22 protein-coding genes are annotated in these 19307 nt (G+C 71.4%); 12 read left to right on the forward strand and 10 right to left on the reverse strand.

Going from position 1 to position 19307, the window contains the following annotated elements:
- The first annotated feature begins 22 nt into the window (after window positions 1-22).
- Complete coding sequence (locus ACFV9D_RS02405; protein ID WP_385139644.1) at window positions 23-328, forward strand: hypothetical protein; 306 nt, start codon at window positions 23-25, stop codon at window positions 326-328.
- Between the two features lie 42 nt (window positions 329-370).
- Window positions 371-790, forward strand: coding sequence for a DUF6304 family protein (locus ACFV9D_RS02410; RefSeq protein WP_385139647.1), 420 nt, complete (start codon window positions 371-373; stop codon window positions 788-790).
- A gap of 109 nt (window positions 791-899) precedes the next feature.
- Here ACFV9D_RS02410 and ACFV9D_RS02415 read toward each other — a convergent pair whose 3' ends face one another.
- Together ACFV9D_RS02415 and snpA are read right to left on the reverse strand one after the other, a co-directional pair.
- Window positions 900-1358 carry a group II truncated hemoglobin gene (locus tag ACFV9D_RS02415; RefSeq protein ID WP_385139650.1) on the reverse strand — a complete coding sequence of 153 codons (459 nt, stop codon included), beginning with the start codon at window positions 1356-1358 and terminating at the stop codon, window positions 900-902.
- 146 nt (window positions 1359-1504) lie between these two features.
- A complete protein-coding gene (gene snpA, locus ACFV9D_RS02420; protein ID WP_385139653.1) occupies window positions 1505-2161 on the reverse strand; it encodes a snapalysin in 657 nt (218 codons plus the stop codon).
- A gap of 189 nt (window positions 2162-2350) precedes the next feature.
- On the opposite strand from snpA, the gene ACFV9D_RS02425 reads away from it, so the two are divergent.
- Together ACFV9D_RS02425 and ACFV9D_RS02430 are read left to right on the forward strand one after the other, a co-directional pair.
- On the forward strand, window positions 2351-3307 hold the full coding sequence (locus tag ACFV9D_RS02425; protein WP_385139656.1) for a LysR family transcriptional regulator: 957 nt from the start codon (window positions 2351-2353) through the stop codon (window positions 3305-3307).
- Between the two features lie 26 nt (window positions 3308-3333).
- Window positions 3334-3822, forward strand: a complete 489-nt coding sequence (locus ACFV9D_RS02430; protein WP_385140438.1) for a GNAT family N-acetyltransferase — start codon at window positions 3334-3336, stop codon at window positions 3820-3822.
- A gap of 87 nt (window positions 3823-3909) precedes the next feature.
- Here the strand turns inward: ACFV9D_RS02430 and sodN are convergent, their stop codons facing one another.
- Window positions 3910-4305: a superoxide dismutase, Ni gene (gene sodN / locus ACFV9D_RS02435; protein ID WP_361850540.1), complete on the reverse strand. Its 396-nt coding sequence runs from the start codon at window positions 4303-4305 to the stop codon at window positions 3910-3912.
- A gap of 150 nt (window positions 4306-4455) precedes the next feature.
- On the opposite strand from sodN, the gene sodX reads away from it, so the two are divergent.
- The gene (gene sodX, locus ACFV9D_RS02440) at window positions 4456-4890 is read left to right on the forward strand and encodes a nickel-type superoxide dismutase maturation protease (RefSeq protein ID WP_385139660.1); all 435 of its coding nucleotides are present in this window, start codon (window positions 4456-4458) and stop codon (window positions 4888-4890) included.
- Here sodX and ACFV9D_RS02445 read toward each other — a convergent pair.
- Complete coding sequence (locus ACFV9D_RS02445) at window positions 4794-5423, reverse strand: CGNR zinc finger domain-containing protein (protein WP_385139662.1); 630 nt, start codon at window positions 5421-5423, stop codon at window positions 4794-4796. The genes sodX and ACFV9D_RS02445 overlap by 97 nt on opposite strands.
- Window positions 5424-5516: 93 nt before the next feature.
- Between ACFV9D_RS02445 and ACFV9D_RS02450 the strand changes: the two genes are divergently transcribed.
- Complete coding sequence (locus tag ACFV9D_RS02450; protein ID WP_385139665.1) at window positions 5517-6281, forward strand: class I SAM-dependent methyltransferase; 765 nt, start codon at window positions 5517-5519, stop codon at window positions 6279-6281.
- A gap of 62 nt (window positions 6282-6343) precedes the next feature.
- Here ACFV9D_RS02450 and ACFV9D_RS02455 read toward each other — a convergent pair whose 3' ends face one another.
- The 3 genes from ACFV9D_RS02455 to ACFV9D_RS02465 are packed head-to-tail and all read right to left on the reverse strand — an operon-like array spanning window position 6344 to window position 9047.
- Entirely contained in the window at window positions 6344-7105 is a 762-nt protein-coding gene (locus ACFV9D_RS02455) for an amino acid ABC transporter ATP-binding protein (protein ID WP_385139667.1), read from the reverse strand.
- Window positions 7102-8043 (reverse strand): amino acid ABC transporter permease, encoded by a 942-nt coding sequence (locus tag ACFV9D_RS02460; RefSeq protein ID WP_385139670.1) that lies wholly within the window; start codon window positions 8041-8043, stop codon window positions 7102-7104. The genes ACFV9D_RS02455 and ACFV9D_RS02460 overlap by 4 nt, the downstream gene beginning before the upstream one ends.
- Window positions 8044-8072: 29 nt before the next feature.
- Window positions 8073-9047, reverse strand: coding sequence for an ABC transporter substrate-binding protein (locus tag ACFV9D_RS02465; RefSeq protein WP_385139673.1), 975 nt, complete (start codon window positions 9045-9047; stop codon window positions 8073-8075).
- A gap of 536 nt (window positions 9048-9583) precedes the next feature.
- On the opposite strand from ACFV9D_RS02465, the gene ACFV9D_RS02470 reads away from it, so the two are divergent.
- The 3 genes from ACFV9D_RS02470 (at window position 9584) to ACFV9D_RS02480 (ending at window position 13463) form a co-directional block, all read left to right on the forward strand.
- On the forward strand, window positions 9584-10792 hold the full coding sequence (locus ACFV9D_RS02470; protein ID WP_385139676.1) for an NADP-dependent malic enzyme: 1209 nt from the start codon (window positions 9584-9586) through the stop codon (window positions 10790-10792).
- Window positions 10793-11064: 272 nt separating this feature from the next.
- A complete protein-coding gene (locus tag ACFV9D_RS02475) occupies window positions 11065-12030 on the forward strand; it encodes a zinc-binding dehydrogenase (RefSeq protein ID WP_385139678.1) in 966 nt (321 codons plus the stop codon).
- A gap of 65 nt (window positions 12031-12095) precedes the next feature.
- Entirely contained in the window at window positions 12096-13463 is a 1368-nt protein-coding gene (locus tag ACFV9D_RS02480) for a cellulase family glycosylhydrolase (RefSeq protein ID WP_385139680.1), read from the forward strand.
- Between the two features lie 80 nt (window positions 13464-13543).
- On the opposite strand, the gene ACFV9D_RS02485 is transcribed toward ACFV9D_RS02480, so the two are convergent.
- Both ACFV9D_RS02485 and ACFV9D_RS02490 read right to left on the reverse strand, forming a co-directional pair.
- Window positions 13544-14449, reverse strand: a complete 906-nt coding sequence (locus tag ACFV9D_RS02485; protein WP_385139683.1) for a helix-turn-helix transcriptional regulator — start codon at window positions 14447-14449, stop codon at window positions 13544-13546.
- A gap of 1 nt (window position 14450) precedes the next feature.
- Window positions 14451-15314 (reverse strand): DUF4097 domain-containing protein, encoded by an 864-nt coding sequence (locus ACFV9D_RS02490; protein WP_385139686.1) that lies wholly within the window; start codon window positions 15312-15314, stop codon window positions 14451-14453.
- Between the two features lie 149 nt (window positions 15315-15463).
- Here ACFV9D_RS02490 and ACFV9D_RS02495 point away from each other — a divergent pair, with 149 nt between their 5' ends.
- Window positions 15464-16303: a hypothetical protein gene (locus ACFV9D_RS02495; RefSeq protein ID WP_385139689.1), complete on the forward strand. Its 840-nt coding sequence runs from the start codon at window positions 15464-15466 to the stop codon at window positions 16301-16303.
- A 25-nt stretch (window positions 16304-16328) separates the two neighbouring features.
- Here the strand turns inward: ACFV9D_RS02495 and ACFV9D_RS02500 are convergent, their stop codons facing one another.
- Complete coding sequence (locus ACFV9D_RS02500) at window positions 16329-16511, reverse strand: DUF6104 family protein (RefSeq protein WP_385139692.1); 183 nt, start codon at window positions 16509-16511, stop codon at window positions 16329-16331.
- Window positions 16512-16608: 97 nt separating this feature from the next.
- Here ACFV9D_RS02500 and ACFV9D_RS02505 point away from each other — a divergent pair, with 97 nt between their 5' ends.
- Complete coding sequence (locus tag ACFV9D_RS02505) at window positions 16609-17058, forward strand: CU044_2847 family protein (protein WP_385139695.1); 450 nt, start codon at window positions 16609-16611, stop codon at window positions 17056-17058.
- The gene (locus tag ACFV9D_RS02510; protein ID WP_385139698.1) at window positions 17055-19262 is read left to right on the forward strand and encodes a trypsin-like peptidase domain-containing protein; all 2208 of its coding nucleotides are present in this window, start codon (window positions 17055-17057) and stop codon (window positions 19260-19262) included. Before ACFV9D_RS02505 ends, ACFV9D_RS02510 begins: the two co-directional genes overlap by 4 nt.
- Window positions 19263-19307: the final 45 nt, after the last annotated feature.

Genomic DNA, 19307 nt, shown 5'->3' on the forward strand with positions numbered 1-19307 from the left:
GGGGCGCCCTACCCTTGGAGGTATGGGCAGCGAAACCCCGCGTACGGTACGGGACCCGCAGGCCGCGCCCACATGCCCGGCCTGCGGACAGCCCCTTGAAATCGTCGCGAAGCGGCACAAGGTCCTCGGGGCCTGGGTGCCGGAATGGGAAGTGCAGCCGTGCCGCAACCCGCGGTGCGAGCGGTACGTCCACCCCGAGCGCCTCGACCGGGACGACGACGGCCCGGAGGGGGCCCGGGACGACGCGCCCGAGGGTGGTGCGGAAGCCACGACCGCGCACGTGACCGGCAAGAACGGCGAGACCGGGAGAAGTCCGGCCCCGGGGTGACCGGACGCGCGAAGGAGCCGGTCAGACCGCTACAGTCCGCGCATGTCATCGGAGTCGTCAGAAGTCTGGACCGGCTGGTACCGGGACCGCAGCGGCGCGGAAGCGATCGTGATCACGGCGGGCGGGAGCCAGGTGTCCACCCGCATCAGGGGAATCGAGTACACGGGCGCGACCTTCGCCGCCCTGCGCGCGACGGACGAGGGCGGCGCGGCCCTCACCGGATGCGTCCTGGAGTGGGACCTGCCGCTCCCCGTCGTCATGGACGGCGCCGCGCAGCAGGCCACCCTCAGCTGCCTGCTGACGCTCGGTGAGCGGGTGGACCTGAGCCTGACGCTGCACTACGGCGGCGCCGCCTACGAGTCGGGCATCGCCGGGGGTGACTTCGACGAGGCCCTCGCCCGGGTGAGGCGTCAGCTGCCGGCCGGGGCCGAGTTCGGCCGGAGGCTTCTGCAGGCCGCCTGACCCGACCCCGGGGCGTGACCCGGCGCACGGGGCCCGACGGCGGTCGGACGGGCCCCTACGGCGGTCTTCGGACGGCCCCGATGGCGGTCCTCATGCGGCCCGACGGCGGTCAGACGAGGCCGTTCCACCCCCATCGCGGGGTGGGGCCGGGTTCGCCGAGATCCGTGCCCGGCTCCGAGGCCGAGACGTCCTTCGCGATCCGGGTCCCCCAGTCGAAGTACTCCACGACCCGGCGGCGCAGCAGCTCGTCGTCCGGCAGCTCCTTCTCCACCGCCGCCGTCATCAGCTCCATCCAGCGCAAGCGCTGCTCCTCGGTGATGGAGAGCCCGAGGTGGGCGCGGAGCAGCGCCTGATGGCCGCCCAGCTTCGCCGTGAAGTCGGCGGGCCCCGACAACACCTCTGCCAGCCACACGGCGACGTGCTCGACGTGGGTGGGGGTGAAGTCGGCGAAGACGGGTGCGAGAAGGGGGTCGGCCAGGACGGCCTCGTAGAACGTGTCGGAGAGCCGGCGCAGCGCGTCGGCACCGCCCACGGCCTCGTACAGGGTGTTCGTGTGCTCGGCGGTCATGGAACGCCTCCGGGATCCGGGATGTGTCCTCCCAGCATTCACACAACACCGCCTGGATCCAAGGATGTTCGCCCTCGGCGCGCGGAACGCGTACGGCGGGGCGAACGGCCGCAGCCGCCCGCCCCGCCGCGGTGTGCCCTGTGGGCTCAGAAGTTCTTGACGGCCGAGGCGAGGCCGTTGCGCCAGAGCTGGTCGACGCGGGCCCGCTCCTGGGAGTTGGGCTGGGCGTTCTGGCAGGACGTGCCCGGGCCGCCGCCGGACATCAGCTCGCTGCACGGGCCCGAGTAGTGGTCGGGGAGGCCGAGGACGTGCCCGGTCTCGTGGGCGGTGACGCGGGTGGAGTTGTACTGCTGGTTCTGCCGGTAGTCGAGGAAGATGTAGCCGTTGCCGTGACCGTCGGTGCTGGCGTACGAGCCGCGCGAGTCATTGCCCTCGTAGTAGCGGAAGTCCGGGTTGCTGCCCTCCACCAGCCGTACGTTGACCACCGAGCTGTTCCATATCTGGGTGCTCCGGGCGATCTGGGTGCGGAAGCTCGGGGCGTTGGAGGCGCTGTAGACGACGGTGACGGCGGCCGCGCCGGGGTTGGCGGCCCGCTTCTTCGCCACGGACTTCATCACGGCTTCGTGGAAGGCCTTGGTCGCCTTGGCGTCCTCGGCGGACCCGGCGTAGGCCGCGTACCCGGAAGCCGGCGCCGCGGGGACGGCGGGTGCGGCCGAGGCGGTGGGTGCGGCGCCGAGCGCGGCGGCGAGGCCGAGGCCGAGGGTCGCGGCGAGCGAGGCGGTGAGGACCTTGGGGTGTCTCATGGGGGGGGCTCCTCCTGGTCGGTTGGAGAGAGTGTCGGGGGAGCCGGGGTGGGTGCGGATGATGGCAGCAGGCGATAGCCCGAACGCATCACCATCCGATCCGCGCGGGCCGAACTGCCTTCGAATCACAGGGAATTGGTGCGACGAGGGTGTCTGGTGCGACGGGAGGTGCCGTCCTACTCTCGGGGCATGGAGCTGGAGGTGAGGCATCTGCGCGCGCTCTGCGCCATCGCGGAGACGGGCAGTCTGCACAAGGCGGCGCGACAACTGGGCATGAGTCAGCCCTCGTTGACGACCCAGCTGCGCCGCATCGAGAACTCCCTGGGCGCGGAGCTCTTCGCGCGCGGCCGCACCGGCTGCCGGCCCACACCGCTCGGCCGCTCGGTCCTCAGCAGGGCCCGGCCGCTCGTCGACCAGATGGCCATGCTGATCACCGAGACCAGGGCCGCCGCGGCGCGCACCGACGGGCCGCGGCTACGCGTCGGGTCGACCGCGAGCAGGGCCCTGCCGGGCTGGCTGCGCCGACTGCGCCAGGGCCTGCCCGGCACGGACATCGCGCTCCACATGGACGTCTCCGCCAACGCCCTGCTGCGGTCCCTCGCCGCGGGCCACCTGGACGTGGCCTTCGTCCACGAGGTCGAGGGATGCCCGCTGCGCGTGCCCGACGGCCTCCAGGCGCGGGTCCTGGTCGAACGGGAGCCGCAGTTCGTCTCGATGGCCCCGGACCATCCGGCGGCCGGGCGGCCCGTGGTGGACCTCACCGACCTCGCCGAGGACCGCTGGATGGTCGACCCCACGGTGGACGGCGAGTGGGACGGGCTGCGCCGCGTCCTGAGCGGGGCCGGCATCGACCCGCCGCTGCTGCACGGCGACTACCACACGGCCGCCTCGCTGATCGTCCTCGGCGAGGCCGTGGCACCCTGCCAGCCGACATCGTTGCCACGCGAGGACATGGCGATCCGGCCGTTGAAGGACGACCCCCTGGCGGTACGTCTGCTGCTGTACGCCCGCGAGGGCGCGCAGCTCGACCCCCTGTACGCCGACCTCTCGGAGGCCTACCGGGAGGCGGCGCTGCGGGCGGCGCCGTACCGGCAGTGGCTCAGCCGGAACGGGATGTCGGTGGGGCCGGGCATGATGACGGCATGACGGAACGTGTGGAGGGGGCGGCGCTGATGGCGCAGGCGGAGACAGGGGAGGCGTCGAGCGCCGCACGCGTGCGCCACGCCCGTCCGGAGGATCTCGACCGGGTGGCGGAGCTGGCTGCCGAGCACGCTGCGTACGAGAAGGCCGCGCCCCCGGCCCCGGGCCTCGCGGACCGCCTCGCCCGCCTCCTCTTCGGCCCCGAACCGCCCCGGCTGCGCTGCCTGGTGGCCGAGCTCCCCGACGGCCGCCTCGTCGGCTACGCCACGTGCGCCCCGGAGCTGTCCACCTGGGACGGCGCCGAGTACCTCCACATGGACTGCCTCTACCTCTCCGCGACGGAACGCGGCCTGGGCCTCGGCCCGCTCTTCATCGCCGCCCTGCGCGCGGAGGCCCGCGCGCTCGGCCTCACCGAGATCCAGTGGCAGACCCCGACCTGGAACGAGGGCGCGATCCGCTTCTACGACCGCCTGGGCGCCACCTCGAAGCAGAAACTCCGCTACTCGCTCCCGGTGAACTGACCCCGCCCCTTCGGCAGCCGGAATACCGAAGGGGCCCGGCCGGGGTTGCCGGCCAGGCCCCTTCGGGCGGTGCTTGTGGGACGAAGGTCAGGCCTTCTTGGTCTCCCAGAAGATCCGGTCGACCTCGGCGATGAGCTCCAGCGCCTTCTCGCCCGTCTTCGGGTCCGTCGACGCCTTGGCGGCCGACAGGGCCTTCAGGGTGTCGTTGATGAGCGTGTGGAGCTCGGGGTACTTCTCGAAGTGCGGGGGCTTGAAGTAGTCGCTCCACAGCACCGAGATGTGGTGCTTGGCGAGCTCCGCGCGCTGCTCCTTGATGACCGTGGCACGCGCGCGGAAGTGTGCGTCCTCGTTGGCCTGGTACTTCTCCTGGACGGCCTTGACCGACTCGGCCTCGATCCGGGCCTGGGCCGGGTCGTAGACACCGCAGGGGAGGTCGCAGTGGGCGCTGACCTTCACCTTGGGGGCAAACAGGCGGGAGAGCATTGAGCTGTCCTTCCTCGTGATCGTCTTCTCAGGTGGGAGATTACTCCCCGAGAAGGCTGTTTTCGCGAGCGCCCCCTGGGGCTTAGGACAAAAGTCCAGGGTCACCATGGGACTCGTGTACGAGTGGACGATCGGACCGGGAGGTGCCGGATGACGGACGCGGGGCGGGAGTCGGGGCGGGGTTCCGGGCCCCTTTTCGGGATCGCCGAGGTGACAGGGGTGTCCATGGTGCCCACGCTGCTCCACGGCGACCGGCTGCTCGTGCACTACGGCGGACGGCTCCGCCCCGGCGGCATCGCCGTGTTGCGTCACCCGCTCCAGCAGGACCTGCTCATCGTGAAGCGTCTGATCGAGCGACAGGACGCCGGCTGGTGGGTGCTCGGGGACAACCCGGACACCGAGGGGGACAGCCGGGTCTTCGGCGCCGTGCCGGCCGAGCTGGTGCTGGGGCGGGTACGGGCGAGGTACCGGCCCGTCATGCCCGGGCGTCAGCGGTCGGCCGGTGTGGTGCTCTCCTGGCTCTTCTCGTCCATCAGGCCGGTCGGGTCGGACCGTTCGGCCTCCAGGCGCTTGCGGGCGCGGTAGGCGGCCACGTTGGCGCGGGTCGCGCAGCGGTCCGAGCAGTAGCGGCGGGACCGGTTGGTCGAGGTGTCGAGGTAGGCGTTGCGGCAGGGGGAGGCCTGGCAGAGGCCGAGGCGGTCGGCGCCGAACTCCGTGAGGTGGAAGGCGAGGCCCATCGCCGCGATCGCCGCGTACCCCGCGGTCGCGTTCGACGGGTGGTCGGCGAGGTGCATGTGCCAGCGCGGGTGCCCCTCGTCGTCCAGGTAGTCGTGGCCCGAGATCTGCGGGGAGACGGGGAACTCCAGCAGCAGCGAGTTCAGGAGGTCCACCGCCTGCGTGTGGTCGCCCTCGTCGGCCGCGGTGAAGACCGCCCGCAGCCGGGCCCGTACCGAGCGGAAGCGCGTCACATCGTGGTCCGTCACCCGCCGGGCCATCTGGGAAGCCGTGCCGAAGAGCTCGCGGACCGCCTCGACCGAGGTGAGGGAGTCCTTGCTGCGGGCCGGCTCCTCGGTGTTGACCAGACGTACGGCGTAATCCGAGTAATAGGCCAGTTCCACTTGTAGTCCTTACTCCGGCGGTCTAGGGTCGGTGACGGGAGGGGTAACAGCTGTTTCCCCTTCGAGGGTATTACGAAGTGGTGAGGAGCGGAGATGACGGACGCGGCGACGACCGGAACCGACTGGGCGGCCTGGCAGCAGAGCTGGGACCGTCAGCAGGAGTGGTACATGCCGGACCGCGAGGAGCGGTTCCGCGTGATGCTCGACATGGTCGAGGCCGTGGTGGGGCCGGAGCCCCGCGTCCTCGACCTGGCGTGCGGTACAGGGAGTATTACGGATCGGCTGCTCCAGCGGTTCCCGAGGGCGACCAGCGTCGGCGTCGACCTCGACCCGGCCCTGCTCACCATCGCGGAGGGGTACTTCGCCGGCGACGAGCGCGTCACCTTCTTGACCGCCGACCTCAAGGACCCGAAGTGGGTCGGCCGGCTTCCGTACGACTCGTACGACGCCGTCCTCACCGCCACCGCGCTGCACTGGCTCCACACCGAGCCGCTCACCGCGCTGTACGGGCAGCTGGCCGGCCTCGTCCGCGACGGCGGCGTCTTCATGAACGCCGACCACATGATCGACGAGACCACCCCCCGGATCAACGCCGCCGAGCGCGCCCACCGCCACGCCGCCATGGACCGCGCCAAGGCCGAGGGCGCCCTCGACTGGGCGGAGTGGTGGGCGGTCGCCGCCAAGGACCCGGTCCTCGCCGAGCCGACCGCCCGCCGCTTCGAGATCTACGGCGAGCACGCGGACGGCGACGCGCCCTCCGCCCGCAGCCACGCCGAGATCCTCCGCGCGGCGGGCTTCGCCGAGGCGCGGCCGGTCTGGGCCTCGCCCTCGGACACGCTGGTGCTCGCGGTGAAGTAGCCCGTGTACGCGGAGGGGCGGTACGGGTGTCCCGTACCGCCCCTCCGCGTTCGTACTGCCTGTTACAGCACCTTGGACAGGAATGCCTTCGTCCGGTCGTGCTGCGGGTTGGTCAGGACGTCGCGCGGGTGGCCCGACTCGACCACGACGCCGCCGTCCATGAAGACGAGGTTGTCGCCGACTTCGCGGGCGAAGCCCATTTCGTGGGTGACGACGACCATGGTCATGCCGGATTCGGCGAGGTCGCGCATGACGTCGAGGACGTCACCGACGAGCTCGGGGTCGAGCGCGGAGGTGGGCTCGTCGAAGAGCATCAGCTTGGGTTCCATCGCCAGTGCGCGGGCGATGGCGACGCGCTGCTGCTGGCCGCCGGAGAGCTGGGTGGGGTAGTTCCCGGCCTTGTCGGCCAGGCCGACCCGGTCCAGGAGCCGCTCGGCCCGCTCGCGGGCGACGGCCCGGGACTCGCCCTTGACCTGGATGGGGGCTTCCATGACGTTGGCCAGGGCCGTCATGTGGGGGAAGAGGTTGAAGCGCTGGAAGACCATGCCGATGTCGCGGCGCTGGGCGGCGACCTCGCTGTCCTTCAGCTCGTAGAGCTTGTCGCCCTTTTGGCGGTAGCCGACGAGTTCGCCGTCGACGTAGAGCCGTCCGGAGTTGATCTTCTCGAGGTGGTTGATGCACCGCAGGAAGGTGGACTTGCCGGAACCGGACGGGCCGATCAGGCAGAACACCTCGCCGTTGTTCACCTCGAGGTCGATGCCCTTGAGGATGTGCGCGGGGCCGTAGGACTTGTGGACGCCCTCGGCCTTCACCATGGCAGTCACTTGGCCACCGCCTCACGGTTGGAGAATCGGGCGAGGTTCGCCTTGACCTTCTGCCACGGCGTGGGCGGCAGCGCGCGCAGCGAGCCGCGGGCGTAGTGCCGCTCGAGGTAGAACTGGCCGACGCTGAACACGCTGGTCAGGATCAGGTACCAGATCGAGGCGAGGAAGAACATCTCCATGACCGCGAAGGAGGTCGAGGCGATGTCCTGCGCGGCGCGCAGCAGGTCGGGGTACTGCACGGCCACGACCAGGGAGGAGGTCTTGAGCATGTTGATGAACTCGTTCCCGGTCGGCGGGATGATCACCCGCATCGACTGGGGGAGTACCACGCGCCGCATGGTCTTGGCCTGGCTCATGCCCAGCGCGTGGGAGGCCTCGGTCTGGCCTTCGTCGACCGACTGGATGCCGGCCCGGACGATCTCGGCCATGTAGGCGCCCTCGTTCAGGCCGAGCCCGAGGAGGGCGGCCAGGAACGGGGTCATGACGTCGGTCATCTCGTCCTTGTAGAACCCGATGTTGAAGATCGGGAAGATCAGGGCGAGGTTGAACCAGATCAGCAGCTGTACGTAGACCGGGGTGCCGCGGAAGATCCAGATGTAGAGCCAGGCGACGGAGCTGGTCACCGGGTTCTTCGACAGGCGCATGACGGCGAAGAGCACGCCGAGCGCCAGGCCCAGCGCCATGGAGGCGACGCTGATCAGGATGGTGTTGCCCAGGCCGGACAGGATGCTGGGGTCGAACAGCTTCTCGGGCACGGTGGCCCAGCGCACGTTGCCCTGGGAGAAGGCGTAGACGAGGAGTGCCAGCAACGCGACCACGACCACGCCGGCGACCCAGCGTCCGTAGTGGCGGACCGGAATGGCTTTGATGGCCTCCGGCGGGACCCCCGCCGGGGCGGGCGACGCCCCGGCGGGAACCTTGTCGAACTTGTCAGTCACAACGACTGCCCTTCAGTGGTACGTGGGAGTCAGGAGCCGCCGTTGATCTTGGCTGCGGGGATGGCGCCGTCGGCGGCACCCCACTTGTCCAGGGCGGCCTTGTAGGTGCCGTCCTTGATGATCGCGTCGAGGGCTTCCTTGAGCGCGTCGCGCAGCTGGGTGTTCTTCTTGTCGACGGCGATGCCGAAGAGGCCGGCGTCCGTCTTGTTGGCGATGGCCTCGAAGTCGTTGCCGCCGCCCGCGGTCTTCGCGATGTACGCGGCGACCGGCGAGTCGTTCAGGTCGGCGACGGCGCCGCCCGCCTTGACGCGGGTCTGGGCCTCGGCGTCGGTCGGGAAGGACTCGAAGGTGAGGGCGGGCTTGCCGTCCTTCTTGCACTTCTCGGCCTGGTCCTTGGCGGCCTGCTCGTACGTCGTGCCCCGCTGGACGGCGAGCTTCTTGCCGCACAGGTCGTCGAGGGACTTGATGTTCTCCGGGTTGCCCTTCTTCACCAGGATGCCGGTGGAGGCGGTGAAGTAGTCGACGAAGTCGACACCGGTACCGGTCTTCTGGCCCTTGTCGTCCAGACCCTCCTGGCGGGCCTTGGTGTCGGTCATCGAGGACATCACGATGTCCGTACGACCGGTCGGCAGCGCGGTCAGCAGGGTGTCGAAGGTGCCGCTGGTGAACTCGAAGTTCACGCCGAGCTGCTTGGACAGGGCCGCGGCGATGTCGGGGTCGACACCGACGATCTTCGCGCCCTCCTTGAACTCCATCGGGGCGTACGTGGCGTCCGTGCCCACCTTGATGACGCCGGCCTTCTGGATGTCGGCGGGCAGCTTGGAGAAGAGCGGAGCGTTGGAGACGGCACCGGTCTTGCCGCCCTCGGGGGTGGAGCCGCCCTCGGTCTGGTCGCCGCAGGCGGTCAGCAGCATGGAGCCGGCGACCGCGATGGCGGCGACCGCGGCAAGACGGGACGTACGGGTCTTGGCGGCGGTCGTACAGCGCGTGGAGCGTGCGGTCATGGTCGGGTTCCTCCGGCGTGTGAGGGAGTTGCCATAGGCCGCGCACGCACCTTCGGGTGTCGCGACCTCGTGTGATTACGCGCATCTTGCCATTCGGACCTCCTGAAACGGACGGCCTCTCATGTCAAAATCGGGTAACGGGTGACCCCCGAATCCCGACAGGCCGGTAGATCAAGGCCGGACCTTCTCTCGAGAAGCCTCCATCCCACCGGAAAATCTCCGGTTGATCTCGCCATCCGGACGACACGAACTCCACGTTCCGGTGTACGACCGAACGTATCCGGACATGCGGCGACGCGCCTGCTCTGCGCAAGGTGCCAATGCGGCTGTATGAGTCGCATCACCGCTCCGTATTGGACTCGTCTACGGTGACGTACGTCCGGTAAGAAGGATCCTTACACCCCTCATCCGGGGCTCAGGGCGCGTTGTGCGGCGCGCCCGCGCGGTTGCCAGACACGGCGACTGCGGGACCCGCCCACCCCTCCTCAACAAGGAGTGGCCACCCTCAAATGAAGAAGACTTAAGGGGTCAACCCAATGGCAGCGGAGATCGTCAATCCTCGCAGCGAGAGCGGTACGGAAGGGGCTCAGGAGCCCTTCGATCCGGCCTTCGCGCTGCACCGCGGCGGCAAGATGGCCATCTCGGCCACGGTGCCGCTGCGCGACAAGGACGACCTGTCCCTCGCGTACACGCCCGGCGTCGCCAAGGTGTGCACCGCGATTGCCGAGCAGCCGGAACTGGTCCACGACTACACCTGGAAGTCCCAGGTCGTCGCGGTCGTGACCGACGGTACGGCGGTGCTCGGACTCGGCGACATCGGCCCGGAGGCGTCGCTTCCGGTCATGGAGGGGAAAGCCATCCTCTTCAAGCAGTTCGGCGGCGTGGACGCGGTGCCGATCGCGCTCGCCACCACCGACACCGACGAGATCGTGGAGACCGTCGTCCGGCTCGCCCCCTCCTTCGGAGGAGTGAACCTGGAGGACATCTCGGCGCCGCGGTGCTTCGAGATCGAGCGCAAGCTCCAGGAGCGCCTCGACATCCCCGTCTTCCACGACGACCAGCACGGCACCGCGATCGTCACCCTCGCCGCCCTCCGCAACGCGGCGAAGCTGACCGGCCGGACCCTCGGTGACCTGCGCGCCGTCATCTCCGGCGCCGGTGCGGCCGGTGTGGCCATCGCCAAGTTCCTCCTCGAGGCGGGGCTGGGCGACGTGGCCGTCGCGGACCGCAAGGGCATCGTGAGCCGCGACCGTGAGGACCTCACCGAGGTCAAGCGCGAGATCGCCGAGCTCACGAACAAGGCGGGCCTCACCGGCTCCCTGGAGACCGCGCTGGCCGGCGCGGACGTCTTCATCGGCGTCTCCGGCGGTACGGTCCCGGAGGCCGCGGTCGCGTCCATGGCGCCGAACGCGTTCGTGTTCGCCATGGCCAACCCGAACCCGGAGGTCCACCCCGACGTCGCGCACAAGTACGCGTCCGTCGTGGCGACCGGCCGTTCGGACTACCCGAACCAGATCAACAACGTGCTCGCCTTCCCCGGCATCTTCGCGGGCGCCCTCCAGGTCCGGGCCTCCCGGATCACCGAGGGTATGAAGATCGCCGCGGCGAACGCGATCGCGGACGTGGTGGGCGACCAGCTCGCCGCCGACTGCGTGATCCCGTCGCCGTTCGACGAGCGCGTCGCCCCGGCCGTCGCGGCCGCCGTGGCCGCCGCGGCCCGCGCCGAGGGCGTGGCGCGCCGCTGACACGCCGGTACGCAGACAAGGGCCCCGTCCTCCTTGCGAGGGCGGGGCCCTTCTTGCATTGCCCCCAGGGGCCTCGCGAGTGAGCCGAAGGGCGCCGCGGGCGTCGAAAGGGAGAACGCGCAGGTCCCGAGGAACGAGGGACCGAGCACGATCGACCGTCGACGCCCGCACGGGGCGCCCGGAGGCGAACCGAGCGCCAAAAAGGAGGGGGGACGTGCGTCACAGCAGCGCCTGGTTCCGTCGCGCGGGTGGGTGACCCTACGCTCATGGTCATGTTCGCTGCCTACGCCGCCCGAATCGACCGCGACCAGCCGTTGAACGGCCTTGAGCTGGGGGAACGGCCCGAGCCCGAGGTGCGGGACGGGTGGACCACCGTCACCGTCAAGGCCGCCTCCCTCAACCACCACGACCTGTGGTCGCTGCGCGGGGTCGGGCTACCCGAGGAGAAGCTGCCGATGATCCTCGGCTGCGACGCCGCCGGCATCGACGAGCACGGCAACGAGGTCGTCCTGCACTCCGTCATCGGCCAGACCGGACACGGAGTGGGTCCCGACGAGCCGCGCTCCATCCTGACCGAGCGCTACCAGGGCACCTTCGCCGAGCGCGTCACCGTGCCGTCCTGGAACGTGCTCCCCAAGCCCAAGGAGCTCTCGTTCGAGGAGGCCGCCTGCCTCCCGACCGCCTGGCTCACCGCGTACCGCATGCTCTTCACCAACGCCGGGGTGCGCCCCGGTGACTCGATCCTCGTGCAGGGCGCGGGCGGCGGCGTCGCCACCGCCGCGATCGTGCTCGGCAAGGCCGCCGGCCTGCGCGTCTTCGCCACCAGTCGCGACGAGGCCAAGCGCAAGCGCGCCGTCGAGCTGGGCGCCGTGGAGGCGTACGAGCCGGGCGCGCGGCTCCCGAAGCGCGTGGACGCCGTCATCGAGACCGTCGGCGCCGCCACCTGGTCGCACTCGGTCAAGTCGCTCCGGCCCGGCGGCACCGTGGTCATCTCGGGAGCCACCAGCGGCGACCGCCCCTCGCACGCCGAGCTGACCCGGATCTTCTTCCTGGAGCTCAAGGTCGTCGGCTCGACCATGGGCTCGAAGGACGAGCTGGAGGACCTGCTGTCCTTCTGCGCCGCCACGGGCGTACGGCCGGTGATCGACGAGGTGCTGCCGCTGGACCGGGCGCGTGAGGGCTTCGAGAAGATGGCCTCGGGCGAACTCTTCGGGAAGATCGTCCTGACGACCTCTTGATGGATCGTCAGATCTGCTGATGGGATCTCCGGCACTGCGATCACACCGTCGTGCCGGAGGTTCCCTTGTTGCGAACGACCCTTGCCGCGGGCGCCGTTGTCGCCGCGCTCCTCGCCCCGACCGGCGCCGCCCACGCCGAGAGCCCGGGCGGCATACCCGTCCTCACCGACGAACGCGGCCGCGCCCTCACCCTGCGCGGCTGGAACGTCGAGGACAAGGCGAACCGCGGCGACCAGGCCCTGTCCGCCGTCACCGAACGGCACTTCCGCGACATGCGCGCCAAGGGCTTCAACTTCGCCCGGCTGCTCGTCTTCTGGGACGACCTGGAGCCGGAACAGGGCCGGTACAGCCAGGCCTATCTGCGGAAGATCGAGCGCATCCTGGACTGGGCGGAGAAGTACGACGTCCACGTCCTCATCGACGCCCATCAGGACGTCTTCGGGCCGGCGTTCGGCCACCGGGGCGTGCCCGAGTGGGCGACCAGGACGGACGGGCTGCCCTTCACCCCGCACCCCGACGACTGGTTCGCCGAGTACTTCGAGCCGGCAGTGCAGCGCGCCTTCACCCATCTCTACGAGGACGAGGACCTGCGGCGCGCCCAGGCGAGGATGTGGCGTGTCCTCGCCGACCGTTTCGAGGACCATCCGGCCGTCCTCGGCTACGACCTGATCAACGAACCGATGGGCGAGCTCGGCGAGGGCGAGGACCTGCCGACCGCAGCCCGGCGGATCGAACGTGACCATCTGACGCCGATGTACAACCGGCTCGCGGACGCGGTCCGCTCAGTGGACCGGGACACCTGGGTCTTCGTCGAGCCCACGCCGATCGTCGGCGAGGGCGTGCCGACGGGGCTCGGGCGGATCGACGACCCGAAGGTCGTCTACGCCCCGCACTTCTACAACACCGCCATGGAGGCGGGCGCCGACTACGACCCGGCGGCCGGCTGGATCGAGACGTACGAACAGGCCGTGACCCGGTACCCGAAGGAGTACAAGGTCCCGGTGCTCGTGGGGGAGTGGGGGCCGCTCAACAACTCCCTGCCGAACATGAACCGCTTCTACCGGGACGCGATGGCCTCCCTAGGCCGGTACGGCAGCGGGTGGGCCGGCTATGTGTGGTGCTACGGCGGCGGGTACTGCGCGGTGGACGGCGCCGGGACCTTCCGTACGAACAAGGAGCTGACGGCGCAGCCGTACGCGGAGGCCGTCGCGGGCGCGGTCCGCTCCTCCGCGTACGACTCCGGGACCGGGGTCTACCGCCTGGAGTACGACTCCGGGCGGCGCGGCTCCCGGGTGACGGAGCTGTCCCTTCCCCCGGGCGCCTGGCAGGTGGCGGCCCGGGGGAAGGCGGTCGTGCTCCGCAAGGACGCGGGTCGGGCCTGGGTGGTGGCGGCGCCGGGAGCCCGGGTGACGGTCACCGTCACCCGGGGCTGAGGGCGCGCACGGCGCCGTCCGTGGCGGGGTGGCAGCCCCGGCACGGACGGCCACCCGACACGGACCGGCCCCGGGGCGGATCAGCCGGCCTGCTTCCCCTTGTGCGGGTGCAGCAGCGCGGTGATGTGCGTCGCCGCCGTGGACAGGTGGCGGCGGGAGTCCGCCAGCTGCGCCGCGGTCACCCCGTGGTCGCGGGCCGCATCGCGGATGTCGTCGCGGAAGCGGTCCAGGAGCCGGTCGAGATCACGGGCCGGGTCGCCGGTGGACTCGGTGTCGGCGGCCCACTCCGAGGCGGCCTCGTCGGAGGCCGCCGGCGCCGTCGGGTCGGGCGCCGCCGCCTTGGGGTGCGTCGTGCCGGTGACCAGGCCGCCCAGCTGGGCCGTGATGTCCGAGATGCCTTCCCAGACGCCCTTCGGCCAGTCGCCGCGCGCGAAGCGGTCCTGGACCTCGTCCTGGACCTGCTTGGCGATCCGCTGGAACTCCTTGGCCTGGCGGCGCGCCGACTGGGCCTCCGCGCGGGCCTGGCGGGTCTGCTCCCGCCACTCCTGCTTGGCGCGGCGCAGCTCCTCCTTGGCGTCGGCGAACGAGGAGTCCTTCTGCCGGGTCTCGCTCGCCGCCGCGCGCATCTCGCTGCGCAGCTTGCCCGCCGCCCCGCGCACGTCGTCGCGGATCTCGGCGGCGAGCTCGGAGACCGACTCGCGGATCTCCAGCTCCAGATCGGCCAGTTCGCCGCCGCGTCCGGCCAGCTCCGCGCGGCCCGCGTCGGTGATCGAGTAGACCTTGCGGCCGCCCTCCGTGGCGTGCGTGACCAGGCCCTCGGCCTCCAGCTTGGCGAGCCGCGGATAGACCGTGCCGGCCGAGGGGGCGTAGAGCCCCTGGAAGCGCTCCTCCAGGAGCCGGATCACCTCGTACCCGTGGCGGGGGGCCTCGTCGAGGAGCTTGAGCAGATAGAGGCGCAGTCGGCCGTGGGCGAAGACGGGCGGCATGTCACAGCACCTTTCCGGAGGAGGTGGCTTCGAAGTCGTCGGACGTGGCCGGGTCCGGGCGGCGCAGGAGGGCGATCGAGCCGGAGACCGTCGTGGCCTTGAGCTTGCCGCGGCCGTCGCCGAGCGTGCCGGTGATGCTCTTCGTGCCCCACTGCCCGGTGACCCGCAGGTCCTCGAAGGCGTTGGAGACGGCGCCGCTCGTGGTGCTGGCCTCGACCTCGGCGTCCGCCGGGTGCGGAATCCGGAGCGCGATCTCGCCGGAGACGCTGCTCAGGCGGATGTCGGCGGGCGGTCCTGCCGGCTCGCCGGCGTCGAGGTCGATCACCATGTCCCCGCTGATCGTGTCGGCCTTCACGGAGGAGCCGGAACCGTCGATGACGGTCAGATCGCCGCTCACCGTGTTGACCCGCAGCGCGCCCGTGACGGTGTGGGCCTCGAAGGAGCCGGAGATGCTCTCCGCGCGGACCGGGCCGGAGAGCCCGACCAGGGTGGTGTCACCCGTGACGCCCTGGACGTCCGTACGCCCCTTGATGCCGGAGATCACCGCGCCGGCCCCGATCACGCCCACCTCGACGTCCGTGCCGGCCGGGACGGCCACCGAGACGACGGCCCGGCGGCGGAGTCCCAGGCGGTCGAACCACTTGAGGAAGCCCTTCCAGTGCAGGTCGTCATAGGTGACGGTCAGCGTCGAGCCCTCCTGCGTGACGGTGAGCGGCGGGCCCGCGATCGCGGAGACCTCCAGGCGGGCGGCGCTCTCGTCGGTGCCCACCACGTTCACCGTGCCGTTGACGACACGGACCCGGAGGCACGTCACGGGATCGGTCAGCGCGAGTTTCGTCGGCTCGGCCACGGACCACTCTGTCATCGTGCTGACCTCCCGTTTCGACGACGCAACATATCGCGTCTCTCGATAGACACGATATATCGCGGTGCGGGGAAGTCAACCCCCGTTCCTCGATGGCTCGCGGGGGCATTCACCCTCGTACCTGGACAAATTGGCCTAGCGTATGGGCCATGAACGCGACATCCGGACCGCGCCCCGTCGGGGCGCTGCTGCTCTGCCGTGCCGAGCCCGCCGCGGTCCGCCCGCCGGCCCAGCTGCTGCGGGAACAGCTGCTCCTCGCCCCGGCCGGAACGGACTGGAGCGTCGTCGTCCCGGAGGGAAAGCCCTGGCTCCACGGCGGCGAACCCGTCGAACGGGTCGTCACCGGCTGGGCCACCGCGCTGGCCGTCTCCGCCGCCACCTGGCCCGTCCTCGCGCTCTGGTGGGAGGCGGACCGGGCCGGATTCACCCTCGCCGCGGGATTCCGCCGCACCGTCGGCTACACCTGGCTCGCCGACGGCACCCCGGTCGGCGAGGACGAGGCCATGCGTACCTTCGCGGCCCGCCTCGCCCTCGACCCCGTCCTGGATCTCCAGGCCCTGGAGCCGCTCACCGAACCCGACAAGGACGCCGACGCGCACTCCAGGCTCATCGGCCTGACCGCGGTCCTCGCCCGGACGGGCCTCCACCTGCCCACCGGGCTCACCCCGGGCGAGAGCGCCGACCGGCTCCGCTCGGTGGCCCTGGCGCAGGGCGCCGAACAGCTCGAGTGGTCCGGCTGGCGCGACGCCGTACGCGCCGAACTCGACGCGGTGGAGGGCGGCCCCTACGGCCCGTACCTGCGCGGCCCCAAGGCCCGGCTGCTCGGCGCGGTCCAGCTCGGGGCGGGTGTGCCGCTGCTCGCCTGGGGCATCGGCCGCCGCAGCGGCGGCTGGGCGACCGCCGGGGCGCTGCTCGTCGCGCACGGCGCCCTGGGGCTCGCGTACGACCGCCTGCGCGGGTCGGTGACCCGGGAACTGCGCGGTCAGTGACCCGAGAACGGGGCGTTGCCCGACGTCACTCGTCCTCGTCCTCGTCGTCCAGACGGGCCAGCCAGGTCGCGAGGCGCTCGACCGGCACCTCGAAGTCGGGGTTGAGATCGACGAACGTACGCAGCTGCTCGGCGAGCCACTCGAAGGAGATCTCCTCCTCGCCGCGCCGCTTCTCCAGTTCCTCGATGCCACGGTCAGTGAAGTACATGCGATCAGGATAGGCCGTGGGCCTGACGGGCCCCTCGCGCTCGTCGGTGCCAGCGATTAGCCTTCTTCATCATCGTTTCGGGGAGCGGGGGGCCGCTGTGACGCATGGGATCGCTCGTATACGACTGGACGACGGGACGCCGGTCTGGGCCCGGATCAGCGAGCCGGACGAACTGGGCCGGGGCAGCGGCTTCCAGGACACCGGCATCGGCGACCGGGTCGTCTCGATGGCCGGCGGACTCACCGACGTCGTGCGCGGGGTCGTCGGCTCGCTGCGGGCCGGACTCGACCCGCAGGCACCGGTCGAGGTCGCCGTCAGCTTCGGCATCGAACTGTCCGCGCAGGCCGGCAAGGTGATCGGGGTCCTCGCGGACGGCGGCGGCACGGCGTCGATCTCGGTCTCCCTGACCTGGACCGAACCGGGCCCGACCCCCGCCCCCGACCCGGACACCCCGGCCACGGCGCCCGCGTCCGCTCCGGTGCCCGCGCCCGCGCCGGCCCCCGACACCGGTCCGCACCACCGACCGGCGGCCGATGGCGCCGTATGAGCGCCTTCGAATCCCTCGTGCGCCCCGCACTGGTACGTATCGCGGCTCCCGGAGACGGGTATGACCCGCACGGCGACCGGTACTGGGGCACCGGCTTCTTCATCGCCCCCGGCTGGGTGCTGACCTGCGCCCACGTCGTGGCAAAGGGGGGAAGCGCGGTGTGGAGAGGCGAGCGGGCCGTCGGCATCGTCTGGGACGGCGGCGTGACGACCGGCGAGGTCGCCCTGGCCAAGCCGCGGCCCGCCCTGCCCGAACAGACCCTGGACCGCTGGGACTTCCCGGACCTCGCGCTCGTCCGCGTCCCCGATGCCCGGGACGCGAGCTGCGTACGGCTGAGCGAGCGCATGCCCGTCATCGCCGAGCCCGTCCCGGTCGGTCTGCACGGTTGGTCCCGGGAGACCGGCCGGCTCGGGATCCGCGAAGCCGTCGGCGAGGTCCACGGCGTCGACGGCGAGGCCCTCCTGCTGCGCGGGACACAGCCCGTGGAGGGACTCTCCGGCGGCCCCGTGGTCGACCTGAACCGCGCGGCCGTCGTCGGGCTCAACAAGGGACGCGGCGCGACGGAAGGCGCCGCCGTTCCGATCACCTCCCTGCGCCAGCTGTACCGGGCACGGGGCGGCGCGCTGCTCTCCGAGGTCATCCGGGAGCACGACCGGCACCACTTCGACCGCTTCCGCTCGCTCTCCGGCGAGCCCGACTGGACCAGGGCGCAGCTCCGGCACCGGCCCCCGACCACCCAGGGCCTCGACCCCGGACGCCGCATCCATCTCTACGGTCGGCTCGCCGAACTGCCCCCGCCCACCGGACCCGGCGACGTGCTGCACCTCGTCGACGAGGTCAGGGAGCTGACGTTGGGCAGGAACGTCCGCCCCTTGCTCGAAGCCGAACCGCACACCTGGCGCGAGGGCGTCGGACTGCTCCACGAACTCCACGAACCGAACCAGGAGTCGGCCTCCGACCTCGGTCTGAACGCCGTGTTCGTGTACGCGGCGGCCGTCGCCCGGCACGTCAGGGAGCGGCACGGCGACAGCGCGGCGATCCAGAGCCTGACCGACTGGGTCACCGACGTCGCGGCGGAGACGCCGCTCGTCATCCGCCAGACGATCGCCGGGCTGCTCAAGGCCGGCCGCACCACCCGCACCCTCCCCGTCTCGCCGCGCTCGACCCGGGACCAGGGGGCACGGGCCGACGTCCTGATCGAGATCGACACCCCGCCCTACGGGCGGCGGTTCCCCTGGCGGGTGAAGCTGCTCTTCGACGGGCGCACGATCAGACCGCTGCACGGGGACGACCGGGGAGTCGAGCGCGAGCGGCTCCGCGACACCCTGCGCGAGCCCCTCGCGGAGGCGCTGGCCCAGGGCGACCGCGGCGAGCACCTGGCCGCCGTCGAGGCGCTGTTGCCGCGCGAGCTGTTCGACGAACCCCTCGACACCTGGCGGCTCTCGCCCGACGACGAGCTCTTCGACGAACGCTCACTGCCCCTCGGACAGCGTCGGATCGTCGTCATACGGGACGCCGGCCGGCACAAGCGGCCGCCCGCGCCCGAGTGGTACAAGCGATGGCGGACGGCCGGTCTGGGGCCGCTGCGGGCAGTGCCGCTGCGCGCCGAGGCGCTCGGGGCGGGGCCGGACGTCCACGCGGCACGGATCCGCCGCGAGTCCCCGAGGCAGGCGTGGGTACGTCTCTCCGAGGCCGAGGACGGCTCGGTGCCGGTCTACTGCGGTCCCGTGGGCAGCGGTGACGGCCTCAAGGCGATGGCCGCCGCGCTCGCCGCCGGCCATCCCATCGCCCTGTGGCGGAGCGGCTCCCACGACCACACGGACTGTGCCGAGTTCCATGAGCGGGCGGACCGGCTGCTCGTGGAGGCCGGCACGGCCGACGGGTTGCACGGGCCCGTCATCTCCCTGCGGAAGCGGCTGGCCGCCGATGTGGAGGCGGCTGCCGCGATGGACGCTCCGGACGGGGACCCCACGCCGGACGCGGACGGGGACGCGGACACGGGCACTGACGCGGACGCGGCCTGGGACGTGGACATCGCCGCGGACGGGGGCGCGGGCCCGCGCACCGGCGACGCAGCAGGCCCGCCGGCCCCCTCCGAGCACGCCTGGGCCGCGCATCTCGCCGTTCTGTTCGATCCGCCCGACCGCCCGCCGCACGAAGATCCGCTCCAGGGCCCGCCGATGCTCGGCGAGGAGGAGTGGTGACCCCCCGAACCGCCGGACAGATGGTCCGGATTCCGCGTCGGCAGC

Source organism: Streptomyces sp. NPDC059875 (assembly GCF_042731085.1).
GTDB lineage: Bacteria > Actinomycetota > Actinomycetes > Streptomycetales > Streptomycetaceae > Streptomyces.

What these genes read in the sequence shown, in the direction of transcription:
- ACFV9D_RS02405 (WP_385139644.1), top strand. Translation starts at nt 23, where the DNA reads ATGGGCAGCGAAACCCCGCGTACGGTACGGGACCCGCAGGCCGCGCCC.
- ACFV9D_RS02410 (WP_385139647.1), top strand. Translation starts at nt 371, where the DNA reads ATGTCATCGGAGTCGTCAGAAGTCTGGACCGGCTGGTACCGGGACCGC.
- ACFV9D_RS02415 (WP_385139650.1), bottom strand. Translation starts at nt 1,358, where the DNA reads ATGACCGCCGAGCACACGAACACCCTGTACGAGGCCGTGGGCGGTGCC.
- snpA (WP_385139653.1), bottom strand. Translation starts at nt 2,161, where the DNA reads ATGAGACACCCCAAGGTCCTCACCGCCTCGCTCGCCGCGACCCTCGGC.
- ACFV9D_RS02425 (WP_385139656.1), top strand. Translation starts at nt 2,351, where the DNA reads ATGGAGCTGGAGGTGAGGCATCTGCGCGCGCTCTGCGCCATCGCGGAG.
- ACFV9D_RS02430 (WP_385140438.1), top strand. Translation starts at nt 3,334, where the DNA reads ATGGCGCAGGCGGAGACAGGGGAGGCGTCGAGCGCCGCACGCGTGCGC.
- sodN (WP_361850540.1), bottom strand. Translation starts at nt 4,305, where the DNA reads ATGCTCTCCCGCCTGTTTGCCCCCAAGGTGAAGGTCAGCGCCCACTGC.
- sodX (WP_385139660.1), top strand. Translation starts at nt 4,456, where the DNA reads ATGACGGACGCGGGGCGGGAGTCGGGGCGGGGTTCCGGGCCCCTTTTC.
- ACFV9D_RS02450 (WP_385139665.1), top strand. Translation starts at nt 5,517, where the DNA reads ATGACGGACGCGGCGACGACCGGAACCGACTGGGCGGCCTGGCAGCAG.
- ACFV9D_RS02465 (WP_385139673.1), bottom strand. Translation starts at nt 9,047, where the DNA reads ATGACCGCACGCTCCACGCGCTGTACGACCGCCGCCAAGACCCGTACG.
- ACFV9D_RS02470 (WP_385139676.1), top strand. Translation starts at nt 9,584, where the DNA reads ATGGCAGCGGAGATCGTCAATCCTCGCAGCGAGAGCGGTACGGAAGGG.
- ACFV9D_RS02475 (WP_385139678.1), top strand. Translation starts at nt 11,065, where the DNA reads ATGTTCGCTGCCTACGCCGCCCGAATCGACCGCGACCAGCCGTTGAAC.
- ACFV9D_RS02485 (WP_385139683.1), bottom strand. Translation starts at nt 14,449, where the DNA reads ATGCCGCCCGTCTTCGCCCACGGCCGACTGCGCCTCTATCTGCTCAAG.
- ACFV9D_RS02490 (WP_385139686.1), bottom strand. Translation starts at nt 15,314, where the DNA reads ATGACAGAGTGGTCCGTGGCCGAGCCGACGAAACTCGCGCTGACCGAT.
- ACFV9D_RS02495 (WP_385139689.1), top strand. Translation starts at nt 15,464, where the DNA reads ATGAACGCGACATCCGGACCGCGCCCCGTCGGGGCGCTGCTGCTCTGC.
- ACFV9D_RS02500 (WP_385139692.1), bottom strand. Translation starts at nt 16,511, where the DNA reads ATGTACTTCACTGACCGTGGCATCGAGGAACTGGAGAAGCGGCGCGGC.
- ACFV9D_RS02510 (WP_385139698.1), top strand. Translation starts at nt 17,055, where the DNA reads ATGAGCGCCTTCGAATCCCTCGTGCGCCCCGCACTGGTACGTATCGCG.